At 38.5% G+C, this 21,352-nt stretch carries 18 protein-coding genes and 1 tRNA gene; 9 read left to right on the top strand and 10 right to left on the bottom strand.

All coding sequences use genetic code 11. The annotated features are described in order from the left end of the window. Window positions 1-249 precede the first annotated feature (249 nt). Window positions 250-684 carry a hypothetical protein gene (locus JWG40_RS02180; protein ID WP_205284226.1) on the top strand — a complete coding sequence of 145 codons (435 nt, stop codon included), beginning with the start codon at window positions 250-252 and terminating at the stop codon, window positions 682-684. Between the two features lie 6 nt (window positions 685-690). Here JWG40_RS02180 and JWG40_RS02185 read toward each other — a convergent pair whose 3' ends face one another. The 4 genes from JWG40_RS02185 to JWG40_RS02200 form a co-directional block, all read right to left on the bottom strand. After that, on the bottom strand, window positions 691-963 hold the full coding sequence (locus JWG40_RS02185; protein WP_205284227.1) for an antitoxin: 273 nt from the start codon (window positions 961-963) through the stop codon (window positions 691-693). Next, entirely contained in the window at window positions 964-1,287 is a 324-nt protein-coding gene (locus tag JWG40_RS02190) for a toxin (RefSeq protein WP_232369106.1), read from the bottom strand. Window positions 1,288-1,702: 415 nt separating this feature from the next. Then, window positions 1,703-1,777, bottom strand: a tRNA-Arg gene (locus JWG40_RS02195). 18 nt (window positions 1,778-1,795) lie between these two features. Then, window positions 1,796-2,638, bottom strand: a complete 843-nt coding sequence (locus JWG40_RS02200) for a hypothetical protein (RefSeq protein ID WP_205284228.1) — start codon at window positions 2,636-2,638, stop codon at window positions 1,796-1,798. Window positions 2,639-2,670: 32 nt separating this feature from the next. On the opposite strand from JWG40_RS02200, the gene JWG40_RS02205 reads away from it, so the two are divergent. From JWG40_RS02205 to JWG40_RS02215, 3 genes are read left to right on the top strand one after another with little or no spacing between them, the layout of a single operon-like run. Beyond that, entirely contained in the window at window positions 2,671-3,027 is a 357-nt protein-coding gene (locus JWG40_RS02205; RefSeq protein ID WP_205284229.1) for an HIT family protein, read from the top strand. Between the two features lie 58 nt (window positions 3,028-3,085). Next, the gene (locus tag JWG40_RS02210) at window positions 3,086-3,841 is read left to right on the top strand and encodes a polyphosphate kinase 2 family protein (protein WP_205284230.1); all 756 of its coding nucleotides are present in this window, start codon (window positions 3,086-3,088) and stop codon (window positions 3,839-3,841) included. Next, window positions 3,838-4,578, top strand: coding sequence for a UDP-galactose-lipid carrier transferase (locus JWG40_RS02215; RefSeq protein WP_205284231.1), 741 nt, complete (start codon window positions 3,838-3,840; stop codon window positions 4,576-4,578). The genes JWG40_RS02210 and JWG40_RS02215 overlap by 4 nt, the downstream gene beginning before the upstream one ends. A gap of 792 nt (window positions 4,579-5,370) precedes the next feature. Here JWG40_RS02215 and JWG40_RS02220 read toward each other — a convergent pair. Continuing rightward, complete coding sequence (locus tag JWG40_RS02220; protein ID WP_205284232.1) at window positions 5,371-6,027, bottom strand: hypothetical protein; 657 nt, start codon at window positions 6,025-6,027, stop codon at window positions 5,371-5,373. A 95-nt stretch (window positions 6,028-6,122) separates the two neighbouring features. Between JWG40_RS02220 and JWG40_RS02225 the strand changes: the two genes are divergently transcribed. Then, window positions 6,123-7,112, top strand: coding sequence for a PAS domain S-box protein (locus tag JWG40_RS02225; protein ID WP_205284233.1), 990 nt, complete (start codon window positions 6,123-6,125; stop codon window positions 7,110-7,112). A gap of 138 nt (window positions 7,113-7,250) precedes the next feature. After that, the gene (locus JWG40_RS02230; protein ID WP_205284234.1) at window positions 7,251-8,060 is read left to right on the top strand and encodes a PhzF family phenazine biosynthesis protein; all 810 of its coding nucleotides are present in this window, start codon (window positions 7,251-7,253) and stop codon (window positions 8,058-8,060) included. Between the two features lie 101 nt (window positions 8,061-8,161). Here JWG40_RS02230 and JWG40_RS02235 read toward each other — a convergent pair whose 3' ends face one another. From JWG40_RS02235 to JWG40_RS02245, 3 genes are all read right to left on the bottom strand, one after another. Continuing rightward, window positions 8,162-9,964 carry a methyl-accepting chemotaxis protein gene (locus JWG40_RS02235; protein ID WP_205284235.1) on the bottom strand — a complete coding sequence of 601 codons (1,803 nt, stop codon included), beginning with the start codon at window positions 9,962-9,964 and terminating at the stop codon, window positions 8,162-8,164. 69 nt (window positions 9,965-10,033) lie between these two features. Continuing rightward, window positions 10,034-12,202, bottom strand: a complete 2,169-nt coding sequence (locus tag JWG40_RS02240; protein ID WP_205284236.1) for a CHASE2 domain-containing protein — start codon at window positions 12,200-12,202, stop codon at window positions 10,034-10,036. Beyond that, window positions 12,199-13,422 carry a M48 family metalloprotease gene (locus JWG40_RS02245; protein WP_205284237.1) on the bottom strand — a complete coding sequence of 408 codons (1,224 nt, stop codon included), beginning with the start codon at window positions 13,420-13,422 and terminating at the stop codon, window positions 12,199-12,201. The genes JWG40_RS02240 and JWG40_RS02245 overlap by 4 nt, the downstream gene beginning before the upstream one ends. A 99-nt stretch (window positions 13,423-13,521) precedes the next feature. On the opposite strand from JWG40_RS02245, the gene JWG40_RS02250 reads away from it, so the two are divergent. The 3 genes from JWG40_RS02250 (at window position 13,522) to JWG40_RS02260 (ending at window position 19,192) form a co-directional block, all read left to right on the top strand. Further along, the gene (locus tag JWG40_RS02250) at window positions 13,522-15,057 is read left to right on the top strand and encodes a hypothetical protein (protein WP_205284238.1); all 1,536 of its coding nucleotides are present in this window, start codon (window positions 13,522-13,524) and stop codon (window positions 15,055-15,057) included. A 12-nt stretch (window positions 15,058-15,069) separates the two neighbouring features. Continuing rightward, window positions 15,070-16,533: an OmpP1/FadL family transporter gene (locus tag JWG40_RS02255; RefSeq protein WP_205284239.1), complete on the top strand. Its 1,464-nt coding sequence runs from the start codon at window positions 15,070-15,072 to the stop codon at window positions 16,531-16,533. Window positions 16,534-16,609: 76 nt separating this feature from the next. Further along, complete coding sequence (locus JWG40_RS02260) at window positions 16,610-19,192, top strand: PAS domain-containing sensor histidine kinase (RefSeq protein WP_232369107.1); 2,583 nt, start codon at window positions 16,610-16,612, stop codon at window positions 19,190-19,192. Here the strand turns inward: JWG40_RS02260 and JWG40_RS02265 are convergent. Together JWG40_RS02265 and JWG40_RS02270 are read right to left on the bottom strand one after the other, a co-directional pair. Further along, window positions 19,184-20,083, bottom strand: a complete 900-nt coding sequence (locus JWG40_RS02265) for a patatin-like phospholipase family protein (RefSeq protein WP_205284241.1) — start codon at window positions 20,081-20,083, stop codon at window positions 19,184-19,186. The genes JWG40_RS02260 and JWG40_RS02265 overlap by 9 nt on opposite strands. 1 nt (window position 20,084) lies before the next feature. After that, window positions 20,085-21,317 (bottom strand): C40 family peptidase, encoded by a 1,233-nt coding sequence (locus JWG40_RS02270; protein WP_205284242.1) that lies wholly within the window; start codon window positions 21,315-21,317, stop codon window positions 20,085-20,087. Window positions 21,318-21,352: the final 35 nt, after the last annotated feature.

Consider the following 21,352-nt stretch of genomic DNA (forward strand, 5'->3'; position numbering starts at 1 on the left):
GGAAATACGGAAAAATTTGAATGCAAGGCGTGGAAAATTTCACGGCTGAAGTTAGCGTCTAAAATGGGAATACCAGTTTTTACCTAAGGTCGTTAATGGATTCTGAATGATATTGGTTTAATGTTTCAACTAACAAAAGAAAATTTTTTTTCTATTCAAAAAATTACAGTGATTCATATTACAGATAACTGACAAAACGTATCCATAAAATTAAAAAAGCTGATCGCGATGTCTTATCATAAGAAATCTATGAACCAATCACTGAGTAAAAAACAAACAATTATTTTTTCAATAACCCTGGTGATCTCTATGATTGGTTTTAAGTTTTTATTTGCGCATTTTGGGAAGCATGACAATAGCTTTGAAGATTTACTTCGATCGACGGCAAATGACATCAATGGGAATTGTCCGCAAACTGTCGACAAAGACACCAGACTAGACAACGTAGCTGTTTTTCCAGAAAAACGATTTCAATACAACTATACACTCATCGCCTATTCTGCTTCGGAAATTGATATTCCAGAACTAGAAAAAAACCAATTCCCGGCGATTTTGAGTGCCATTAAGTCAAGTCCCGATATGAAACTTTTCCGCGATAACCAAGTGACACTGGTTTATTCCTATCGAGATCGGATGGGGAAATATATCTTTTCTATGGAATTCAAACCAAGTGACTACCAATGATCAAAACTATTGTTCTTTCAGTTTTCCTGTAACATACTGATGTAAGATACTAGAAACTAAGGTTTGGTAAGGAATCCCAACCTCGAGAGCTTTCGTTTTCAACAAAAGGATATCTTTACCTGCAATACGAATATTCATTCTTTTGTCTTTGGCTAACGTATTTTTGGCAGCAGACTTTAGTTTTTTTAAATAAACGGTCTTACTAGAAATAGATTTCCATTCATTTTTTTTTAATGAAAGTTCTAACTCCTTTTCTTCTTTAGTTAGTTTCAGTTTCATCTAGTCCACCTCTGGAAAATAAATTTTCGAGTATTTTCTGGAAGGATATGCCGTTTTCAGAAAAAAAGAACTTCTGTTTTCGATTGCCGGAACAATCCAAGCATAACCATCGATATTTACGATGATGATTATTTGATTTGGATATTTTTCAAAATTGGAATGTTCCAAAATATCTAGAATTTGCCCAGCTTCTATTTCAATCACGATTCGCTCAAAGGAAATATTTCGCTCTGAATTCAGTAATTTGTTCTTTTGATGATCCCAATCAAAATTCACTTTTCCAATACCACATTCAAGTGTGCCTTTTGTCAATACATAATACATCAAGGTTTCGTTCTATGGAAATAGAATGAGATGTCGGATAAAAGAGACTAAGCGAAAGGGATACGGCGGGCTTGGTCTGACGTATGTCAGACGGAAGCGTGAGCGCACCCCAGAGTAGCCCGGTCCCGATGAACTAAAAAGAATGGATCGCCAAATGGTTGTTATGTTTTTTCAGGAGATGGGTTCGGGATTCGCCCAGGGAAAAATTTCGTACCCAGGAGGGAATCGACCTCGCCGCTGCCAACACTTCCTGTGTTGCCTGCGCTTTGAGGCACGGTTTTGTTCGCCTGACTCCCATCCGGGTCGGCTTGTCCAAACCATTGCTCCCTATGGGTCGCAACGTTTTGGCTCACAAAACTGTTCGATTCTCAACTTTCTTTAGTTAGATGAATTTTGAATTAATTTAGGAAAATTTTGGTGCCCCAGGAGGGAATCGAACCCCCACTGTCGGTTCCGAAGACCGATGTTCTATCCGTTGAACTACCAGGGCATGGTGTTGGATGTAATGTCAGGATAGGTGGGGGCTGTCTTCGGGCAAATGATTTTTTGGAGGGCTTAGGCTCATACGAATGATGTAGAGGGCAAGGAGGATGGTCCAACCGATAAGAAAAAATCGAAGGAGTAGGAAAACGTAATAGATTGGTTTTGCCTCCCCTGGGACGATAAAGATAGTTAAGTCATTGGCCGTGATAATCTGAGAACCTGGGAATTTTTTACGGATCGAATCAAAGGCTTTTCGAAAGTCACCGAGCCTTTCAGAAGGATCTAAATGAAAATCATTGGTGTAGCGCAAAGATCCTTCGTCACCAAAGGCATAAAAACGAGACTCCCATCCCAGAAAACTGAATTCTGCTGGAAAGGAACCGGGGGGATTCTTTAAGAAAAAATAAACGGTTCCCCTATCATAAGGGAAAGAGGGAATTTGGCCTTCGAGTCTTAACTTCTCTTTGCTAAACCCATCTTCGTAAAAATCAGACCAATCTCCCCATTGGTAGACCGTTCCCGTTTCTTCTTTCCATAAAAATCCCCCAAGACTTGGAAGTTCTTCGAGTACATCGGTTAAAGCAGTGAGTTTTTGGTTCTTTGTTTTGACATCGTTTGCTGTGACCAAATGGGAACGAAGAAGATTTTTTAATTGGATACGAAGGTCTCTTACCTCTCCGCTATTGGTTTCTATGATTCTTTTGCGAATCTCAGTTTCTTCTTTCCTAAATGGGTTGGAAAAGACAACTTCAGAAAGGGAATAAATGAATTCAGTAAATGGATCCAAAGAATCGGTTTGGCTTTGCGCAAAACTCCGTTCGGCACCTACCAAAGATAAGAATAGGAGGATTAAAAAATAGATTCTCATCTCTTTATGTATCGGCCAAAATGGGAAGAATGATGAACTGTCCCATCTGTGAAGCCCATAAAAATGAAACCCAAATCCTCTTTCAAAACGAGAACTGGATCCTCCGAAAAGCAGACCAAAACCTGGAAGGGTATCTCTACATGGAACACCGCAATCATGTGGAGTCATGGTTTGGGTTGGGGCTTAGCGAGTTTGAAACTTATGGGCGTGCTTTACATAAAGCAACGGAGATCTTAAAAGAATACAACCCGGAAAAAATGTACATAGTTGCCATTGCAGAGAAAGTTCCTCATCTTCATGTGCATTTGATTCCGCGTTACCAAAACCAGGATAAAGGAATCGATCATATCGCCAAAGCCACAGGTCCCGGTTTTCCGAGGCCCATGTAAAAGAGGAATCGGAAAAAAAGAATAGGTTTTTTTAGATTTTTACTTACAATCTTCGGTTGTGGTTTTAGATAGACATCCGATCAACCAAATTCCCAAACATTCGACAAGTGACCTTACGGATTTACAGGAACGATTCTTTTTGTTACAGAGAGAAAGTTATAAACAAAAGATTGCTCATATTTTTCTAATAGAGGGATTTTCTTCGACTGGAAAAGGATCCATTTTACAATCCTTGACCATTCGTTTGGATCCGCGAAAGTTTAAGGTGTATTCTCCCTATGTCCATCAATCAGAAGATAGAGGATATCCCTTCCTTTGGAATTTCTGGCGAGTGGTTCCTCGTTACGGTGAGTTTTTGTTTTATCTCAATACTTACTATAGTCGCTTGGCATACCTTCGATCTGAGAAAAAAATCAACCTTTCTGAATACGACCACAGGCTACTTTCGATTCTGAACACGGAACGGATTCTTTCCAAAGACAAAATCATCGTTCATAAATTCTTTTTGCATATTTCTAAAAAAGACCAAAAGAAACGCCTGCAAGATTCTAAAAAAAAGAAAAAAGAATGGGAACTTTCTGCTTTTGATAAAGACCAAGGAGAACATTACAACCGTTACTTTGAGATTTTCGATTCTATTTTGAATTCTTCTCGAACCGTTGACTCCCCATGGAAAATCATCACAAGTGAGAAAAAGGAAGATACAAAACTCTTAGTCTTCGAAGCCATTCTCGAACGATTGGAAAAAATCCTGGAATACGACTCTCGCCTCGCACTCCAGTCAATCAATCACGGAATGGAGCTTATCCCATGAAACAGAACCATTCTCAAAATAGAATCTTACATTTAAACCAGTTAGACCAAAAACAAATCTTACCACCTGAAGAATACCAAGCGAAAATGAAGGTATTAAAAAATCGAATCAGGGAACTCACATTCTTATCGAAAGAGAAAGATAGGCCCGTATTGTTTGTTTTTGAAGGTTGGGATGCTGCGGGCAAAGGGGGTGCGATTCGGCGTCTAACCCAAGAGATCGACCCCAGATTATTTGAAGTCCATAATATCTCAGCACCTAATTCAGAAGAGATCCAACACCACTACTTGTGGAGGTTTTGGAACCGAATTCCCCAAAAAGGCCATATCGGAATCTTTGATCGATCTTACTACGGTCGTGTTCTTGTGGAACGAGTGGAAGGCTTTGCTACTGAATCGGAATGGTCAAGGGCTTACGAAGAGATCCTTTTATTTGAGGAACAACTCTTGAGTTTTGGAACCATCGTCATCAAGTTTTGGCTTCATATCACTTCCGAGGAACAATTGTTACGTTTCGAAACAAGAAAAAATGATCCCCTAAAACGTTGGAAACTCACAGAAGAAGACTGGAGGAATCGAGATAAATGGTCTCTTTACGAAGAGGCCGCAAATCAAATGTTTCAAAAAACCGATGCCCCCAAAGCTCCTTGGTTTTTGGTACCGGCCAATGACAAATACTTTGCCAGAACCATGATTTTGGAAGCCGTCTGCAACCGACTTGAGGAAGAACTCAAATGAATGTTGAATCGGACAAGACCGCTTCAATTCCAAGATATGTAATCTTTAACGAGTAATATTAGATGAAAAATAAGGCATATTCATTTTTCCAAGTTAAAAATCTTTCAATTGGCCTTTACCAGTATACTGCTATTTCACGAAAGATCAGAATGTAATAACCAAAAATTTCTATAAGAGGTGCGGAAAATTGCAAATTTGAGCATAACAGGGAATACATTCTTGGAAAATTATTTCATCAGATTTTTCGGGAGCATTGTTTTTTTGAACTAAATAACAATTAAGAAAAGATTCTCCCCGCCTTTCTGTTGTTTTATCTTCTTCTTTTTGATTACGACAGTTAACAAAAATAAATATTACAAAAACAATACATAGATAAAATAGATTTAGTTTCTTCATTAGGCAAATGGACTAAATTTTATTTTTTGATCAATAATTATTTTTAAATCAATTTCGATTAAAGGTTTCAAATTTTGCAGGATAAATTGAAATGAATAGTATCTCTATGCGATTTACTTTGCCAGGTCCTTTTCTCATCTTCGTCTTTACTAGTTTGTTTCCACTTTTACCGAACCCAAAAAAGGCGTTTGATCCGGAAAAAGGAATCCATCCTTATTATTTGAACCAGATGAATGGATATAATCATGACGAATGCGAAGAAAAAAATAAGTGCAGAGCAGAATGTCCTGAAATTGTAAAAAGGTCTTGGTTTAACAAAGGACTCACTCAACTATACCTGAGAAAAGAATGCATTAGGAAATGTGATGAGCTAACTTGCAAACTCAACAATTCACATTAATTCTCATAACTGTAAATTTTCAAATCCACAAAATCAAAATATTCCGAAACGGGACCACAATAAAAAAATACAAACGGAAAAAGGACAGAGGGGCCAACCCAATGAAGAAGGGAATAATGACTTGATCGAATTTTTCCCCTACTGAGTTCTAATTCCAAAACGCCTTTTTTGGATATTTGGAGAGGAGGACAAATGGCTTTGTTTTCATCGATCCATTTACAAGAATCTTTTAGATAGAATTCTAATGGATGAAATGGATCGAAGGGTTCCTTAAATTGAAACCCATGATAAATTTTCAAATCGCTAGATTTACAATTTTGAAAGGAACCTTCTCCGTAACTTACCTGGGAGATTGCATAGTAAGAGCCAGTATTTAATGCAATGGGGAGACTTTGGCGGGAAGGAGTTAGAAAGCCTGATTCCGTGATTAGGTCAGTGGGATGGCAGTCATAATCACTATAACATTTGTTTGGATCTTGAAAAATTTTTGTACGAATGGAAAGATTCCCATCGTATAGGGATGTTTTGAATTTAAAATAACCGTAGTCGGCATTTGTAAGTTCGAATCTAGTGTTTTCTTTCTCAAAAAAACCGATACACCTAACGACCGACAGAAGTGCTACAAATAAGAAAGAATACGAAAATCGAATCACCTAACCATAACACTCCCACAGGGAAACCTATCGCAATACAAAATTAAATTCTTTTTCTGATTTACGCACAAGAAGGTAAGAAAAGCATATACTCAATGATTCTGGATCCATCGGTCAATTATGCACAAATGGTTTTAGACAACTCCACCGATGCCATTGTTCTGATGGGTCTTGATTATTCGGTTCTTGCCTTCAACCAGAATTTAGAAGATACCATCCATACATACTCTGGAAAAGTTCTGAAAATTGGGGATGACTACCGTAACTTTGTTACAGCAACAGACAAAGAAATTTTTTTCGAATTATTTCAAAAAGCTATATCCGGAAAGGGTGTCACCATCGAAAGGCTTGCCAGTCTTAACGAAATATCCATTTGGTTCGAATACAAAATGAATCCAACTTACAACAAGGAAAAGACCTTATTTGGAGTTTGCCTTCGTGCCAAAAACATTGATGTTAGAAAAAAAATGGAAATTGCACTTTCGGAGAGCGAACAAAAATTCAGAAACCTAATTGAATCCGCACCCAATCCCATCCTTATCGTGGATCAAAAAGGAAAAATTGTTCATTGTAACATAGAAACAGAAAATACATTTGGATTTTTGAAGGAAGAACTGATTGGTCAATCAGTAGAACTTCTTGTTCCTATCAAACATAGAGAAGGTCACGATAGGTTGTTAGCTGAATATTTCCAAGCTCCAAGACCCATGCGAATCGGAAAAAATCAAGTTACCTCAGCAATTAAAAAGGATGGAACAGAAATCCAAGTGGAAGTGAGTTTGAATGGCTTTGTAGTTAACCAAACAAACTACGTTTCCGCAATCATTGTGGATATCACAGAAAAACTGTTAGCTGACAATAAAATCAAAAACCAAATCTATGAATTGAAGGAAATTGCGAGAATCCAATCTCATGAGATAAGAAGTCCACTAACTAACATTTTAGGTCTGATTGAACTTTTGGAATCAGGGATGCCCGAAGATACCGCTAGTGAAATTTATTCTTATTTGCGAAAATCGGCAAAAGACTTAGACAGTATGGTTTGTGATATTGTAAAAAGAACAGCCATTAGCCTTTCTAAATAATCTAAATCGCAGATTATCCAATTTATATCACACACCGAAAATTCGGTAGTTTACAAAATCGGGAATATTTCAAACTGTATACTTTCTATTTTTTCAACTGTATACATACAGTTTTTTTTTATCTGCTAGAATGTTTTTATGTTTGAAACCATATATATCGTGGATGCTTTTACAAATTCTTTGTTTTCGGGAAACCCAGCAGCAGTACTGGTCTTACCCAAGTGGCCTAGGGAAGAATGGATGCAAAACATCGCGATGGAAAACAATCTTTCTGAAACTGCTTTTGTTGTAAAAGAAAAAGACGATTATCAAATCCGTTGGTTTACCCCATCTGTGGAGGTGGATCTTTGTGGCCATGCGACACTGGCATCAGCTTTTGTTTTAAAGAATCACTATGGCGAAACAAGAGAATCTTTCAATTTCCATTCAAAATCAGGAATTTTACCTATCTCTATTAAAGGGGATTTGATTTATCTTAACTTCCCCTCTTACCCCGAATTTCGGAAAAGTGAATCAATGAAACCAAAAGAATTGGTTTCTGTTTTAGGAAAGGAACCTAACGAAATTTGGGAAGGAAAGGATACCCTATTTCTTTTTTCCTCTTCCTCAGATTTAGAGGTCTTGGCCCCAAACTTCCATAGATTAAGCCAACTTCCAACAAACAGAGGCTATATTGCTCTTTGGATGAATGAGGGAGTGAACAAAAAAGCAGATTATGAATTTCGATTCTTTGGACCAGGTCTTGGAATTCCCGAAGATCCTGCAACGGGTTCTGCACATTGCAGTTTGGCTCCCTTTGTTTCCCAAAGATTGGGAAAAACGAATTTTAAGAGCCAACAAAAATCAAAACGGGGGGCTGAATTTTCTATCGAATACTTAGGAGGGCGAGTCTCAATCGGCGGAAGTGCTGTCTTGTATTTGAAAGGTGAAATAACCAAATCTTTTTGAAATCTAAACGCCAGCGATTGCAGCGGAAATCCTTTCCCGTAAGGGAAAGATTGGAGCGTAAAGCGCGGTCGCCTCTTGGCGAGGCGCCCAAACAAATACGATCAAATCTGAAAGAAACTAACATCCCGTTTTAGGTTGTTAGCTTGTTCCGAGAGTGCAGAGCAAAGTTTATCAATTTCACCCACAAACTGATTGAGATATTCCGTTCCTTCCGATATGGTTGCGATACTCTGCGAAAGTTCGAAAGAGGTGCGCGCTTGTTCTTCCGTGTTCTGTTCTATCTCAAGTGCAGACCGAGTCAAATTTCCAAACCCTTCTTTTACATCTTTAGCGATAAACATCTGTTTTTTGGTCATCTCCGACGAAGTTTTAATCAAATGAATGGTAGTATCAACAGCACTTCCTATTTGTGAAAAGGTTTTTTCTGTATTAGAGACGGCAATCCTCCCCGACTTGGAGGCTTCATAAGCTTTATCGACGGCTTCTAAAATTCGTTTTGTATTTTGAAGTGTTTGTTCACCCAATTTTGAAATTTCACTGGCGACTACGGCAAAACCTCGACCAGCCTCGCCTGCCCTTGCCGCTTCAATAGAAGCATTCAGAGATAATAATCCAATTTTATCAGAGATATCTCCTATGACTTGGATTACGTCGGCAGTGTGTTCTACACTAGTTTCAATTTCTTCCATAGCTGACAAAGTGGAATGTAAGGCAGCTTGGCCTGAAAGAATCTCTTTTTCCATCCTTTGGGTTTCTGATTCGGTTCTTTCCATTGAAGAATTGACATCAACTAACACAGATTCCATTTCGATAAGAGAATTTAGGGCAGCCCTTGTGATTTCATTTTGTGTTTTTGCTCCCGCTGCGGTGGAACGAATGCTTGCAGACATCTCTTCAATTCCCGCAGACATTTCTTCTGTGGATGAGGCCTGCTCCATCATTGCCTGGGAAAGTCCTTGTGTTTGTGAAGCTATAACCTTGGAATTATTACTCACACTTTCGGATTCTTTGATGACCACCGATGTAATTTTACGAATGCTCTCAATAAAGGAGTTGAGAGATAATGAACCATGACCAAGTTCATCCGTAGAAATTATCGGAACAGTTTCGCGAAGATCCCCGATCGCAAGCCCAGCGTATCTCTTTACCATTTGGTCTGTATTCGATTGTAAGGCGCGAACAAAAAGAGAGGTTAAAACGTAGATAGAAATACAAATGAACAATGCCAACAAACCAATGGTAAGACCCGCATTTTGTAATTGAATGATTCCGGTGACCTGAGATCCGAGTAAATACCCAAGAGTTGTCATGCTCATACTAAAGACAGCAAACATAGTAAGAAAAACACGAGGGAAAATTCCAATTTTGGGAATTTCTTCTAAAGCTAAAGGTAAATTTTTCAGCTCAGGTAAAGATAAAACAGGAGCCAACTTCAATTCGGTAAGAAAAAAATGGGAAACACCTAATACAGGATAGATGATCACAGGAAGCACTATATAAGGAATGAGCTCCACTAAGGTTGGTGTAAAAAAAAGAAAGGTGACTATGGCCGCAAAGGGGATACCTAAAGACCACTGAACCAAAAAATACCCCGAGTTATTTTTAGGAAATTTCAGAAGTTTGATTTTGGTTTCTTGTTTTTCAGTAAGAGATTTTTTTGAAAAAACAGTAGGTCTCGTTTCTAAAATCAGATTTCGTAATCGAAAGAAACGTATTGTGGGAACTATATACGAAATGGTAAGCGAAATGCTAGCTCCAAGAACTACATAAATCGCCTTTTCAAAGTTATATTCACCGCCCGAGACAATAAACAACACTGCGATTGGTACCGCAAGTATGGATGTCAATAATTCTAAACCTAAAGTCAATCTCCAACAAATCGAGTTTGTTTCCTTTTCATCCATCTATATTTTTTCCTTTTCAAATCTTAGTTCTTATCTTTTTTTATTTATATTTTTATTGAGAATACTTTGTTATTTGGAAGTTCTTGTGAAAACACCATCCCAATCCACAGCTGGTGGATTTTTAAATAAAGACTGACAACGATTGATGAGTAGTTTGCTACTTTTGTCCTCGTAACCGTAAATATTGGAAACTTTTTCGAAACATCCAATGGCTTTGTCCCATTCACGATTTAAATAGAATTGAAAACCTTCTTCATACATTTTTTCTGCTTCCAATACTTGAGACGATAAATCGGAAATAAAACATACCAAACTATAAATTTTGACGGGAGCTTCCTTTCCTTTGACTCGAATCCAATCTAAAAATCGAAAATGAAATTCTCCATTGCAGAGAGATTCTATACTTTCAGAAACAAGAATAGAGACTCCATAGTCTTTTGCTGCGGCTTCCAATCTGGCACTTAAATTGACGGTATCTCCCATCATTGTGTAAGAGGCAAGGCTATCTGTTCCCATAAAACCAACCTTAGCTGGTCCACAGTTAAGTCCAATACGGAATGTCATATTTCTTGCGGTTTCCGAATAATCCATTTTTTCTTTCCATACGGACCTTAGAACTTCCAATTCGGTAACCATCTCCAGGGCCGTTTTACAGGCAAGCCTCGGATGTTCATTGTTTTGAATAGGAGCTCCAAAAATACCGACAATGGCATCCCCAATGTATTTATCCAAGGTTCCTGAATTGGATTTGAGGATTTTTGTCATCGCAGATAAATACTCGTTGAGCAACCGTGCAAGGTCACTGGCACTGAGTTCTTCGCTGATACTTGAGAATCCAGCCACATCAGAAAAAAATGCAGTGATCTCCCACTCTCCTCCTTTTTTTAAGGATTCCATATCTTCGAGAGCCTCACTGACGACACCTGGATCGACTAGGTTACGTAGTATACTATTGAACTTTCTTTTTTCTCTTCCTTCCGTATAGGTGAGGTAAGCAAAACCTAATAAATAAGAAATGGGAAAAGCAATCACAAAGGAAGAACTACCTAAAACTAAATCCAATCGATATAAAAAATAAAAAAGACCAACGAACAGGGATACGGCGAGAATCGGATAGATATTTTTCAAAAGATGCCACTGGTTGATAAAAAGTACAAAAACTCCAATGACAAGAACCAAAAGGGTAAAGCCAATTCCAAAAGTCTCAGGAAGTTCTCGTAACATATGACCTTCCAGTAAATTCGAAGCAAAAACTGCCTGCCCAATCACACCGGGAAAAAGTCCATGCGGAGTGACCACATCATCATGGGTGGAAGCAGCAGATGTTCCAATTAAAACAATTTTGTCTTCAAATAAGCTTGGAGGGACAAGAAGTTTCTCTGGATCTTCCACTTCACCCGAATTGATTTGATTTAAGGACTCAATGATTCCAGCAGCAGAATAACGAGGGATATTTCGTAGCTCCGCCTCGGTATAAAAATAGGCACGTACGAGCCCATCTTTTCCCAAAGGCACTTCCCTTTTTACATATTCTTTTTGGATCCATAAATGACCTTCTTTCCATTTCGTCTCGTAAGGTTTTCCAGAGACAAATGCTTGTAAGGCGAGAGTAGGAAAATGTTTGTTTTTCCAACGGATAAAGGGAGTGAATCTACGAAGAATCCCATCACTATCAGGAATGACATTGACCACATGAATCATGGGTGAAGTCTCACCCACCTCACCGATCGGGAAGGACGCATTTTCATACCGAGGGAAAGTAGTGTCTTCCGGTAAAAGAACATCAAACTTTTGGCTTAAATCCTCTTCTCCCTTTCTTGGAAAAACAATCCCTCCGTCTCGAAAATTCGCCGCATGGGAAATTTCGCCTAAATTGATATTGGCTGCCACTAAAGCATCATCATAGTCCGACCTTTCTGTGAACAAGATGTCGATGATTGTGATTTTTGGCGCTGAGATGAGTTTTGTATATCCAATTAACGTTGGATATATGGTCCGTTTCCAAGGCCACTGCCCAAGTTCTGGATGGTCCGCATATTTTGCGATACTCTGTTCGTCAATGTCGATGATTACTATATCTTTTGAAAAAATGTGATGGGAAGGAAGTAAATGAAAAAAAGAGTCCGACAACTTTCGATTTAAAGTATGGGAAAAACCAAATAAAGATAAAAAAGCAATCAGGATCGCAGGTACAATCACCATCAGGAAAAACGGTAAGAAAAACTTTTTTTGTTTCATGGTTTTATTTTGGATTTAAATTCACTCCAACGATCTTTGACTAAGGGCGCATCATTTACAGCAGAGGATTCGTAGAAAACCAATTTGGCAATGCGAATGGTAGTATCGGGATGCGTTTTTTTAAAGGACTCTGTGCCTTCTGATTTGGACAATGTATTTAAATAACTAGAAAGACCAATGGCTGAATATCCAGCTTGGTTTGCGAGAGTCACTGCTGCTTCGTCTGCTTCCAATTCTAATTTCATGTCCCTCCCCGTCTCAAACAATTGTTTTTCCATTTCATCTAAAACAGCGGAAGTAGCAGCATTCACAACTTCTACACCTGGTGGTGACAATAAACTAGAGAGAATATCAATAAACACATTCGACTGCTTGAATTCTCCGTTGTGGAAGAGTACAATGTGTCCCATCTCATGCCCGATGATTCCCGCAAGTTCCGATTCGGATTGAATTTTTTTTAAACTCCCTGTGGTGATTAGTATAAATCCACCAGGACAAGCAAATGCGTTGATTTCTTGGGACTGGATGATTCCCACACGAAAACTCAAATCTTTTCTGGAAGAAACAGAGGCAATTCGCGCCGCCACTCCATTCAGATAACCAGTAAATTCAGCATCTTTTACTAATGGGTATTTTTTTAATAACCTGGCAGCGAGGGAACGTCCAACTTTCACCTCTGCTTGGGTTTCCTTCAAAACTTCCAAATCAGAACCAGTAGATAAGAAATTCAGAATATTCGATTTTTCTACTTTAATAACTTCTTCACTAAAAACTACAGGTATTACATCAGACGGAACCGATTCGAGCCAACGTAAGGATTCAAAATCATACAAATCCCCTTCCCCGCGAACTCTCATTTTCTGTGTTTCGGAAAGTCCTCTGGCTGCCGCTGTTTTTGTAAAATCGGAGGCTCTTTGTCTTGCTACCACTGCCTCTGAGGAATTTGAAGTGACACCCAATTTGATTTGGCTTCCCGGAGGTAGAGGCGATACAAATAATTTGGAAACCCAACCTAAGTTATCCTTTGCTCTCACCTGAACAAATAGCCCCTGTTCTCCGATGGGTGATAGTACTTCTCCCATTGCCAAAGGAAATCCATCGGCGCTGAGCTTTGGTTGGGAAAGAAGTTTTGCTTTTGTGCTTTGTACGTATACATTGCCCTTGGCAACGAGTGATTGTGCTAAAAAAAGAAACAAAACGGTTTGAGATAGTGCTCTCATTCAAGAAATTATGTTTTTAGTGAATGGTTTGGAAACTCTTTTTTTCCTTAAAGACTTTAGAATTGACATTTCCTTTCGCGCTCGTGAAATGAACGCGTGATGAATCATCTATTTCTAATATTCTTTCTTGTTTTCTTTGCGTTGATTGGTTGTAAAAAAGAAAAAGATGAGAGTAATTCCTTAGAAGCATTGGTGACTCGCTTTCTTGTGAGAAACCTTCTAAGCTCCAGTATTAATTCCGAACTTCCCTCTAATTTAAGTGTAGCCGTCCCTCGTTCCATTCGCAAACCATCCTCTGGACTCGGTGCTTCCGTTCGTAAAGTACCCAAATCGATAAGGTCGATCGTAAGCTCCAAAGGAATTGCTCAAGATACATTTGATTATGGATTTACCGGCCAAGCCTTTCTCACCGAAGGAACCTCCATTGTGTCCGAGATCCTTCGCGATTCCAAAAGAGATTTAGTTCTGATTAGTGGTGCTTACGGAAATGCAAAAGCAAGTCCAGGGGTTTGTGTTCCCGGAGGGACATCGACAGTACGAATCACTCAATCGATGGAAGATGAGTTCCTACTTGGCATTCAAAGGCTGGGATTGAGTGCAGACGAAGCTCGCGGAGAACTTGTGAGTTTGCAAAATGAAGGAATCCTTCCTTTCATAGGACAGGCGGTTCCCACTCCAGCCATGGTCTATAAAACCCTATCGAATAACGAATATGATGTGGAAATTGAATATTCTTTTGCAGAATCCATTGGAACACCTCAACCCTGCCCTGCAAATAATCAGTTCCAAAAAAGCATCAAATTCAAATCCGACAAAACAAAGATTTTTAGTTCCATCACTCGCTCCTTAAAAGTTTTCGGAATTTCTTTGAGCGTAGAGGCATCGATCACTTATATCGCCCAAGATGGAAAAAAAGACAAAGCCATTTTAAACATCAAACAAGTCACAACTGGCTCCGGCAGTACAGATAAATCTACAACTCGGTTTACCTTTGAAGAATGTGATAATGATACAAATGCCAATGCAAACAATTGTGTAACCTTAAGCTATAGTAATGTTTACGATACAACTGCGGGAGACAAAATCACGACCACAGTCAAGGGAAAGTCCAATGATTTCGGAGGTTATGTAACTACAGAATACATAGACAATGCGAATCAGGAAGAATATTACTTAGAAGAAACCTATAATGCCAATGGAGACACAGAGTATTTTGCCGTAGATTATTACGATATTGGCAATGCGACCAATGATTATGAAGAACTAGGCTACTTTGACTATGATCTCTATGGCCAGTTTTATGAAACAGGAGCCAATGCTTACCAATTTGAATGGGATGCCTTTGTTGATTTTACCGTCGCACTTCCTAGCGGAAATATTGGTGTTGATGGTGGTTTTACCGAATACGATGCGTATGTGATTATGCCTGGTGGTGTAGATCCCAATATTTACCCTGATGAATACATTGGTTGGGGAGAGTTTTATAATAACGTAAATAGTGGCGGCCCTGTTTATTATGTAGATTTTTACGGAACCGCAGACCAAATTCCTACAGCAGATGTTTATCGATACTTTATCGACACGAATGGTAACGAACAATACACTCTAGTAACCAATACAATTGTACAAATTTAATTGAAAGAAAACATGTTAGAAAAAAAACAAATTCGAATTTCTCATCTCCTTCCCTTTTTATTTCTTATTCCGAATTTCCTTTTTGGATCGGAGCCTTTCCATAATATTCAAGGATTTTATGGAGAAAGAGCGGCAGGACTTGGCGGTGCTTTTACTGCGATTGCTGATGATCCCTCCGGTGCGTATTACAATCCTGCGGGACTTGGTTTTACTCACAATGATGGAATTTCTATCTCTGCTAGTAATTTCAAAGATGTAAAAAGAAGTTACATCAATATCGATACACCAGGACAGGTTTACAATCAAACCCACCAAGGATTTGATCCCAACTTCATTGGTTTGTTAAAAAACTTCGATCGCTGGAAATTTGCATTTTCCATTGTAAATACTTACAACTATTCTTACAACCGAGTGGATCAGGTCAACTATCCTCTCGTATCACCTTCTATCAACTCGACTAGAAACTATACAAAAGAAAGATACAACCAACTCCTTGTGGGACCAAGTGCGGCTTATTCACTTTCCGACAAACTTTCCATTGGTGCTACCTTGTATTATATGAATGATACTAAGGAAGTTTCAAGAACCCAGTTCCAACAATTTTCTGATCTTAGTTATGTTATGCGTTCCTATGTAGACAACCGCAGAACCTCTGGGATCATGCCTGTTCTGGGAATTCAATACCAACCCATCCAAAAAGTATCCCTCGGAATGAGTTACAGGCGAATCTTTGTTATGGGGGGAAATCGACTTTATAACGAAGTGTATGCAGATTCCACAAGAAGGCCAGGAACTTCCGCCATTGATTTTATTGAAGGAACTGGGGATGGTGCCTCAGCCATTGAAGGGGGAGTCCTCACACAAAGGCCTAAACTTACCACTTCAATCCCACAAACGTCAGAGTTACGATTTGGAATAGCCTTCTTTCCTACTTCTCGTTTTTTAGCTTCCTTTGACATGATCCATACCACAGGATATAAATCGCGCAGAAACCAAGACGAAATCAGTTCCTTTGGACGCAGAGTCACTTATACAATTAATGACACAGAAGTACGAGAATTAACTCGGGCATCTACAACAAATTTTGCTGCCGGAATGGAATACTACCTTGCAGACACATTTTCAGTGTTAGCTGGTATTTACACAAACGAACCCAATACTAAACCAATTTCATGGACTGAATCTGCTGTCGATTTATACTTACAAAACACATTCGGGAACCAAGTGCAAATGAACTCTGGAGACGCGAGTGTGATTTACAAAGTAGCACGTTCTGGTACCAATCCAAGAAACGAATATTCGAGAAACAAAGGTTTAAGTTTAGGATTTTCGTGGGCCACCTCAAAATCATCCGTCTCAGTTACTTATATCAGGGAAGTGGGAAATGGAAATTCTCGGATTGATCCGAACTCTTTATCCCAAACTTTTGAATACAGTGCTCACTCAGTTTATATCATGGTTAGCTCTAGAAATTAATTTATATATTTTACTTGTTCTTTAGTATCCATCTCCTATCTTTCTGCAGATGGGACTGGAACTTACAGACCAAACATTGATCCATACAATTTTGGAACAGTCAGTCAATGCCATTGTGATTTCTGATTGGGACGGAAAATTGCAATATGTAAACCCATCCTTTGTCTCCCTTTGGGGATACAATCACACTAATGAAATCGTTGGAAAAAATGCATCCGACTTCCTAGAAGATAAGGAAAAACCAAAGTTCATTCTGTCAGAACTAAAAACCCATTCCCTATGGAATGGTGAATTATCTGCCAAAAGAAAAGATGGATCCACTTTCGAAATTCAAGTGAATGCTTATATTTCAAAAGACAAATTAGGAAATACGACCTACCTACTTGCCAATATTTCAGACCAAACCAAATCCAAAGAAATGGAAGAAAATGCAAAAGAACGAGAAATTTATTTTTCGCAAATTTTAGATTCTATCACCGATTTAGTTTTCTGTAAAAATAAAAATTTCCAAGTAACTTATGTAAACAAGGCTTGTGCCGATTTTTACGGACTTTCCAAACAAGAACTGATAGGAATCCAAGATGTTGCCTATAACGAAGAAGAATACACCAAAGCATACCATGCAGAAGATAGAAAAGTTTTTGAAACGGGAGAAACCAGTTATGTAAGGAAAGAACCCAATCTTGGTTCAGGTGGTGTTACAAGGATTTTAGAAACAGTTAAAAATCCTATCCTTGATGCAAATGGAAAAATCAAAGAAATTGTTGGTGTTTCTCGTGATATTACCGAAACACAGGCCTTAGAAAACCGCTTACAATTGGTAACAGAACTCACCTCTGACTATATCTACACTGCAAAGATTGTGAATGGAGAAATTATTGCAGAATGGAGTTCTAAAGAACTAACGACTACCTCTGGTTATTCCATTGAAGAGATTAAAAAGTTAGGCGGTTGGATCCATGTTCTTCTCAAAGAAGATATCGCCATTATCGCCGAACGAATGGGGAAAATTTTAAAAGGAGAGACGGGTGTGATTGAATACCGCATTCGTACGAAATCTGGGAAAATCAAATGGTTACGCGATTATACAAAACCGATTATGGATGAAAATGGCGTTGTACTTTCCATCATCGGAGCTGCCAAAGACATTACCAACGAAAAAGAATCTGAATTAAAGTTCCAGATCAGTAGCCAAAGATACCAAGCAGCTATGAATTCAGCACTCGAAGCCATTTACTTTTTAGAAACTTCAAAAAACAAAGAGGGTGATATCATTGACTTTATCATTTCCGATGTGAACCAAAAAGCAGAAGAACAACTCGGAATGAAAAAGGACGAATTATTAGGAAAAGGAATCTGCCAACTTTTTCCCGTGAACCGTGAAAACGGTTTTTTCGAAGACTATAAAAAAGTCGTAGAAACAAAAATTCCAATGGAACAAGAATTCCAAATTCCAGGTAATTTTGTAGCTCCTGGTTATTATTTCCACCAAGTCATTCCCACTAACGATGGTCTTGTGATCCAAACCAGAGATATCTCCGATAGAAAGAGGATGGAAGAACTACTCCTTCGAACAAACCGTCTGGCAAAGGTGGGAAGTTTTGATTACGACCTAGTAGAAAAACAAATAACCCTTTCCCAAGTGGCCACTGAAATTCTAGTAAAAACTTCAAAACAAATTGAAAACGTAGATTTGAGTTTTTTTGGAACAAAAGAATTTGGCCCCAACCTCAAAGAAAAAGAAATTCACTGCATCCAAACCAAAGAGACCTTTGATATGGAATGTCTTGTACAAAGCGACTCAGGAAATGAATTCTGGATTCGTATCATTGCGACTCCAAAATTTTTAGACGATATTTGCGTTGGTTTTTATGGAGCCATCCAAAACATCCATGATGAAAAACTCATCCAAGATTCTTTATTTGACAAAGAAACTTTACTGCTCACAAAAAATCGAGAATTAGAATCTCTTTTCCAAGTCACAAACAAACAAAACGAAAGACTAAAAGAATATACCTACATTACCTCCCATAACCTCCGCGCTCCCATAGCCAACCTAATGAGCCTTACCGCTATGTTGAAGGAAAACCCATCCAATACAGAATTACTGAGTCTCATTGAATCCTCCTCCTTCCAACTAGACCAAATCATTCGCAACCTAAACGAATTATTAAATATTGAAAGGGATTCGAAAGAACTTCCAAAATCAAAAATTTCGATTAGAGAAAGTATCGAAGCACAGATTCTTATTTTAAAGAATGGTGCCAATAGAGAAATACAATTCACAAACCATTTGCCAGAAGGAATGAAACTTTTAGGGTTCCAAGCCTACTTTGATAGCATCATAAACAATATTCTTACCAATGCGATCAAATATGCGAGTCCTGACGAACTATGTAAAATCACCATCGATTATATAGAAACAAACGAATTCTTAAAAATTGCCATCCAAGACAATGGATCAGGAATCGACATGACTCGGCACGGTCACAAATTATTCAAAATGAACTTCCGTTTACGCCAAGACATCGAAGGTAAAGGAATGGGTTTATTCCTTGCAAAACACCAAATTGAATCTATGGACGGATCCATTGAAGTCACAAGTGCTCTTGGGAACGGTTCTACTTTTTACTTAACCTTTCCCAAAAACCTAGTTTGACTTTGTTTTGAATGTAAAAGACTGTTTGGCATCTTCATATCCTTGTTTTAAGAGGATTTCTGCCTGGTCTTTTTTAAAATTCAATATACTACCTAAGCCTAACATTTGTTTGGGAGCAATCACAGAGATATTTGCATGATTAAATTGTGTTCGTAGACCCAAGAAAAAATTTTCAATCGGCGTAAGTCCTTTCATGACTGATTTTCTGTATTCCAATCCTTGTTCCACACTTCTGTAAGAACCAAGAAGATACAATTCAAACAATCTTTCTAAGGCTTCGTCTTTGGTTTCTGGGGATTCCATCATAGGGGTTCCACCCACAGGAGAAAGCAGGACCACTACAATTTCTGATGCTTCATGAGTTAGGGCGGGAAGGATAGGAGTATTTGCCATCACTCCCCCGTCCCAATAGGGTTCCCCATCAATGATCTGCCAAGGAAAAACCATAGGGATGGCGGAAGAAGCTAAGATATGTTCGATTTGTATATGGGGATTTTCAAAAAACTTTAACTCTGAGGTTAAGATGTTCACAGCAGAAATAATGACTTTAGTTTTAGATTCATTCAGAGTTGTGAAATCTAAGTTTTCATGAATGAATTTTTTTAAAGGATAGGTTTCCACAAGTGGATAGTATTTTCTTCGAAAAAGTCCCTTTAACATATTCCATATCGAATAACGCATGATATTTTTTTGATTGAGTCTAAGCCATAATTCCGATAGGCGACTGGAATTCATTCCAGAACCAATGGCACAAGCATTGATGGCACCAACCGAAGTTCCACAAATAATATCTGGCTTCCAATGGATCTCTTCTAAATACCGCAAAACACCTGCTTGGTAGGCACCTCTGGCTCCTCCCCCAGATAAAACTAAGGCTCTTTTTTTACCCATCCTATTTTCCTCCTGTAAAAATATCGCGACCCGTCACATACCTTTCCTTCCACCATTTTTCATTTAAGGACTGGATGACAACTCCACGACTTGTCGATGCATGAATAAAATTACCATTTTCTAAAACCATTCCCACATGGGTGATTTTACTTGTGTTTGAGGAAGCTGAAAAAAATACCAAATTTCCTATTTGTTGTTTTTCTCTTGGGACAGATTTACCAATTTGTGCTTGGTCTCTAGCAGACCGAGGAATCATCCTTTCGTTCATTCCAATTTTAGGATCGGTAAGAATGGATTTTGTTAGCCCAGAACAATCCACTCCGCGTCTAGAATACCCCCCATAAAGATAAGGGGTTCCGATCCACTCACGACCCACAGGATCGACTAACTTTCGTTTTTCTTTTTCCCCACTACTAGTAGGCGGAAGACTATTTTGTTCCTCTAAAAAAATTAAGTTAGGATCGAGTTTCGGCCTTTCTTTAGTGACCCACTCCCCTTGTTCGTTCCAGATGATTTCCGTTCGTCTTTCCGATTTTTTAAAAATTTCCTTGGGTATTGTAGGAGCTAACAAAGGAAGAGTATCCGCCTTTACTATCTCCCAATGTTTTTCTTCTATTTTCCCTTTTTCACTGACAAACCAATCATTAAAAAATTTTATTCGTTTTTCTTCCGTTAGGTTTTGGATTTGTTTGGGAAGTATCTGTTCCAATCGTTTTAGAGTCAGATTTGGATTTTCTTCTTTTTTTCTAGAGAGGAGAACCAATCGTCCTGCTACAAAAACAGAGGGACCACTCCATTGTTTGGATTTTGCAATCCTTAGAATTTCGGAAACCCTTTCGTCAGGAAGGTGGGAGGTGGACATTTCCTTAAAGAATTTTCCTAAATATGGAATGTCTTTTTTGTTCGGTTTCGTTGTGATGAAGTAAGGGATTAGTTCTTCGGTTTCTTCCCAAGTGAATCCATAATCGGAAAGAATTACAAACCTTTCGACTTCTTCGGCAAATTCCACCGCTGGCATGGACTCAAAAGCAGCCCATACACGTAGCGATTTTACGATTTCTTTTACAGAGGATTCATTGGCTCGGTCTCCCAAACGTTTTCGAATCTCATTTCGGATCAGAAGTGATTCTTGTTTGTTGTATACTGACTCAACTAACGAATCTAAGTTTTGTGCAGAAAGAGAACATGCAACAAGTAAAAATAGAGAAAAAACTACTAACCGAAAATTTTCCATACGAAAGACAAACATACTTTGTATGATAGTCGATC

The organism is Leptospira abararensis (genome assembly GCF_016918735.1).
Lineage (GTDB): Bacteria > Spirochaetota > Leptospiria > Leptospirales > Leptospiraceae > Leptospira_A > Leptospira_A abararensis.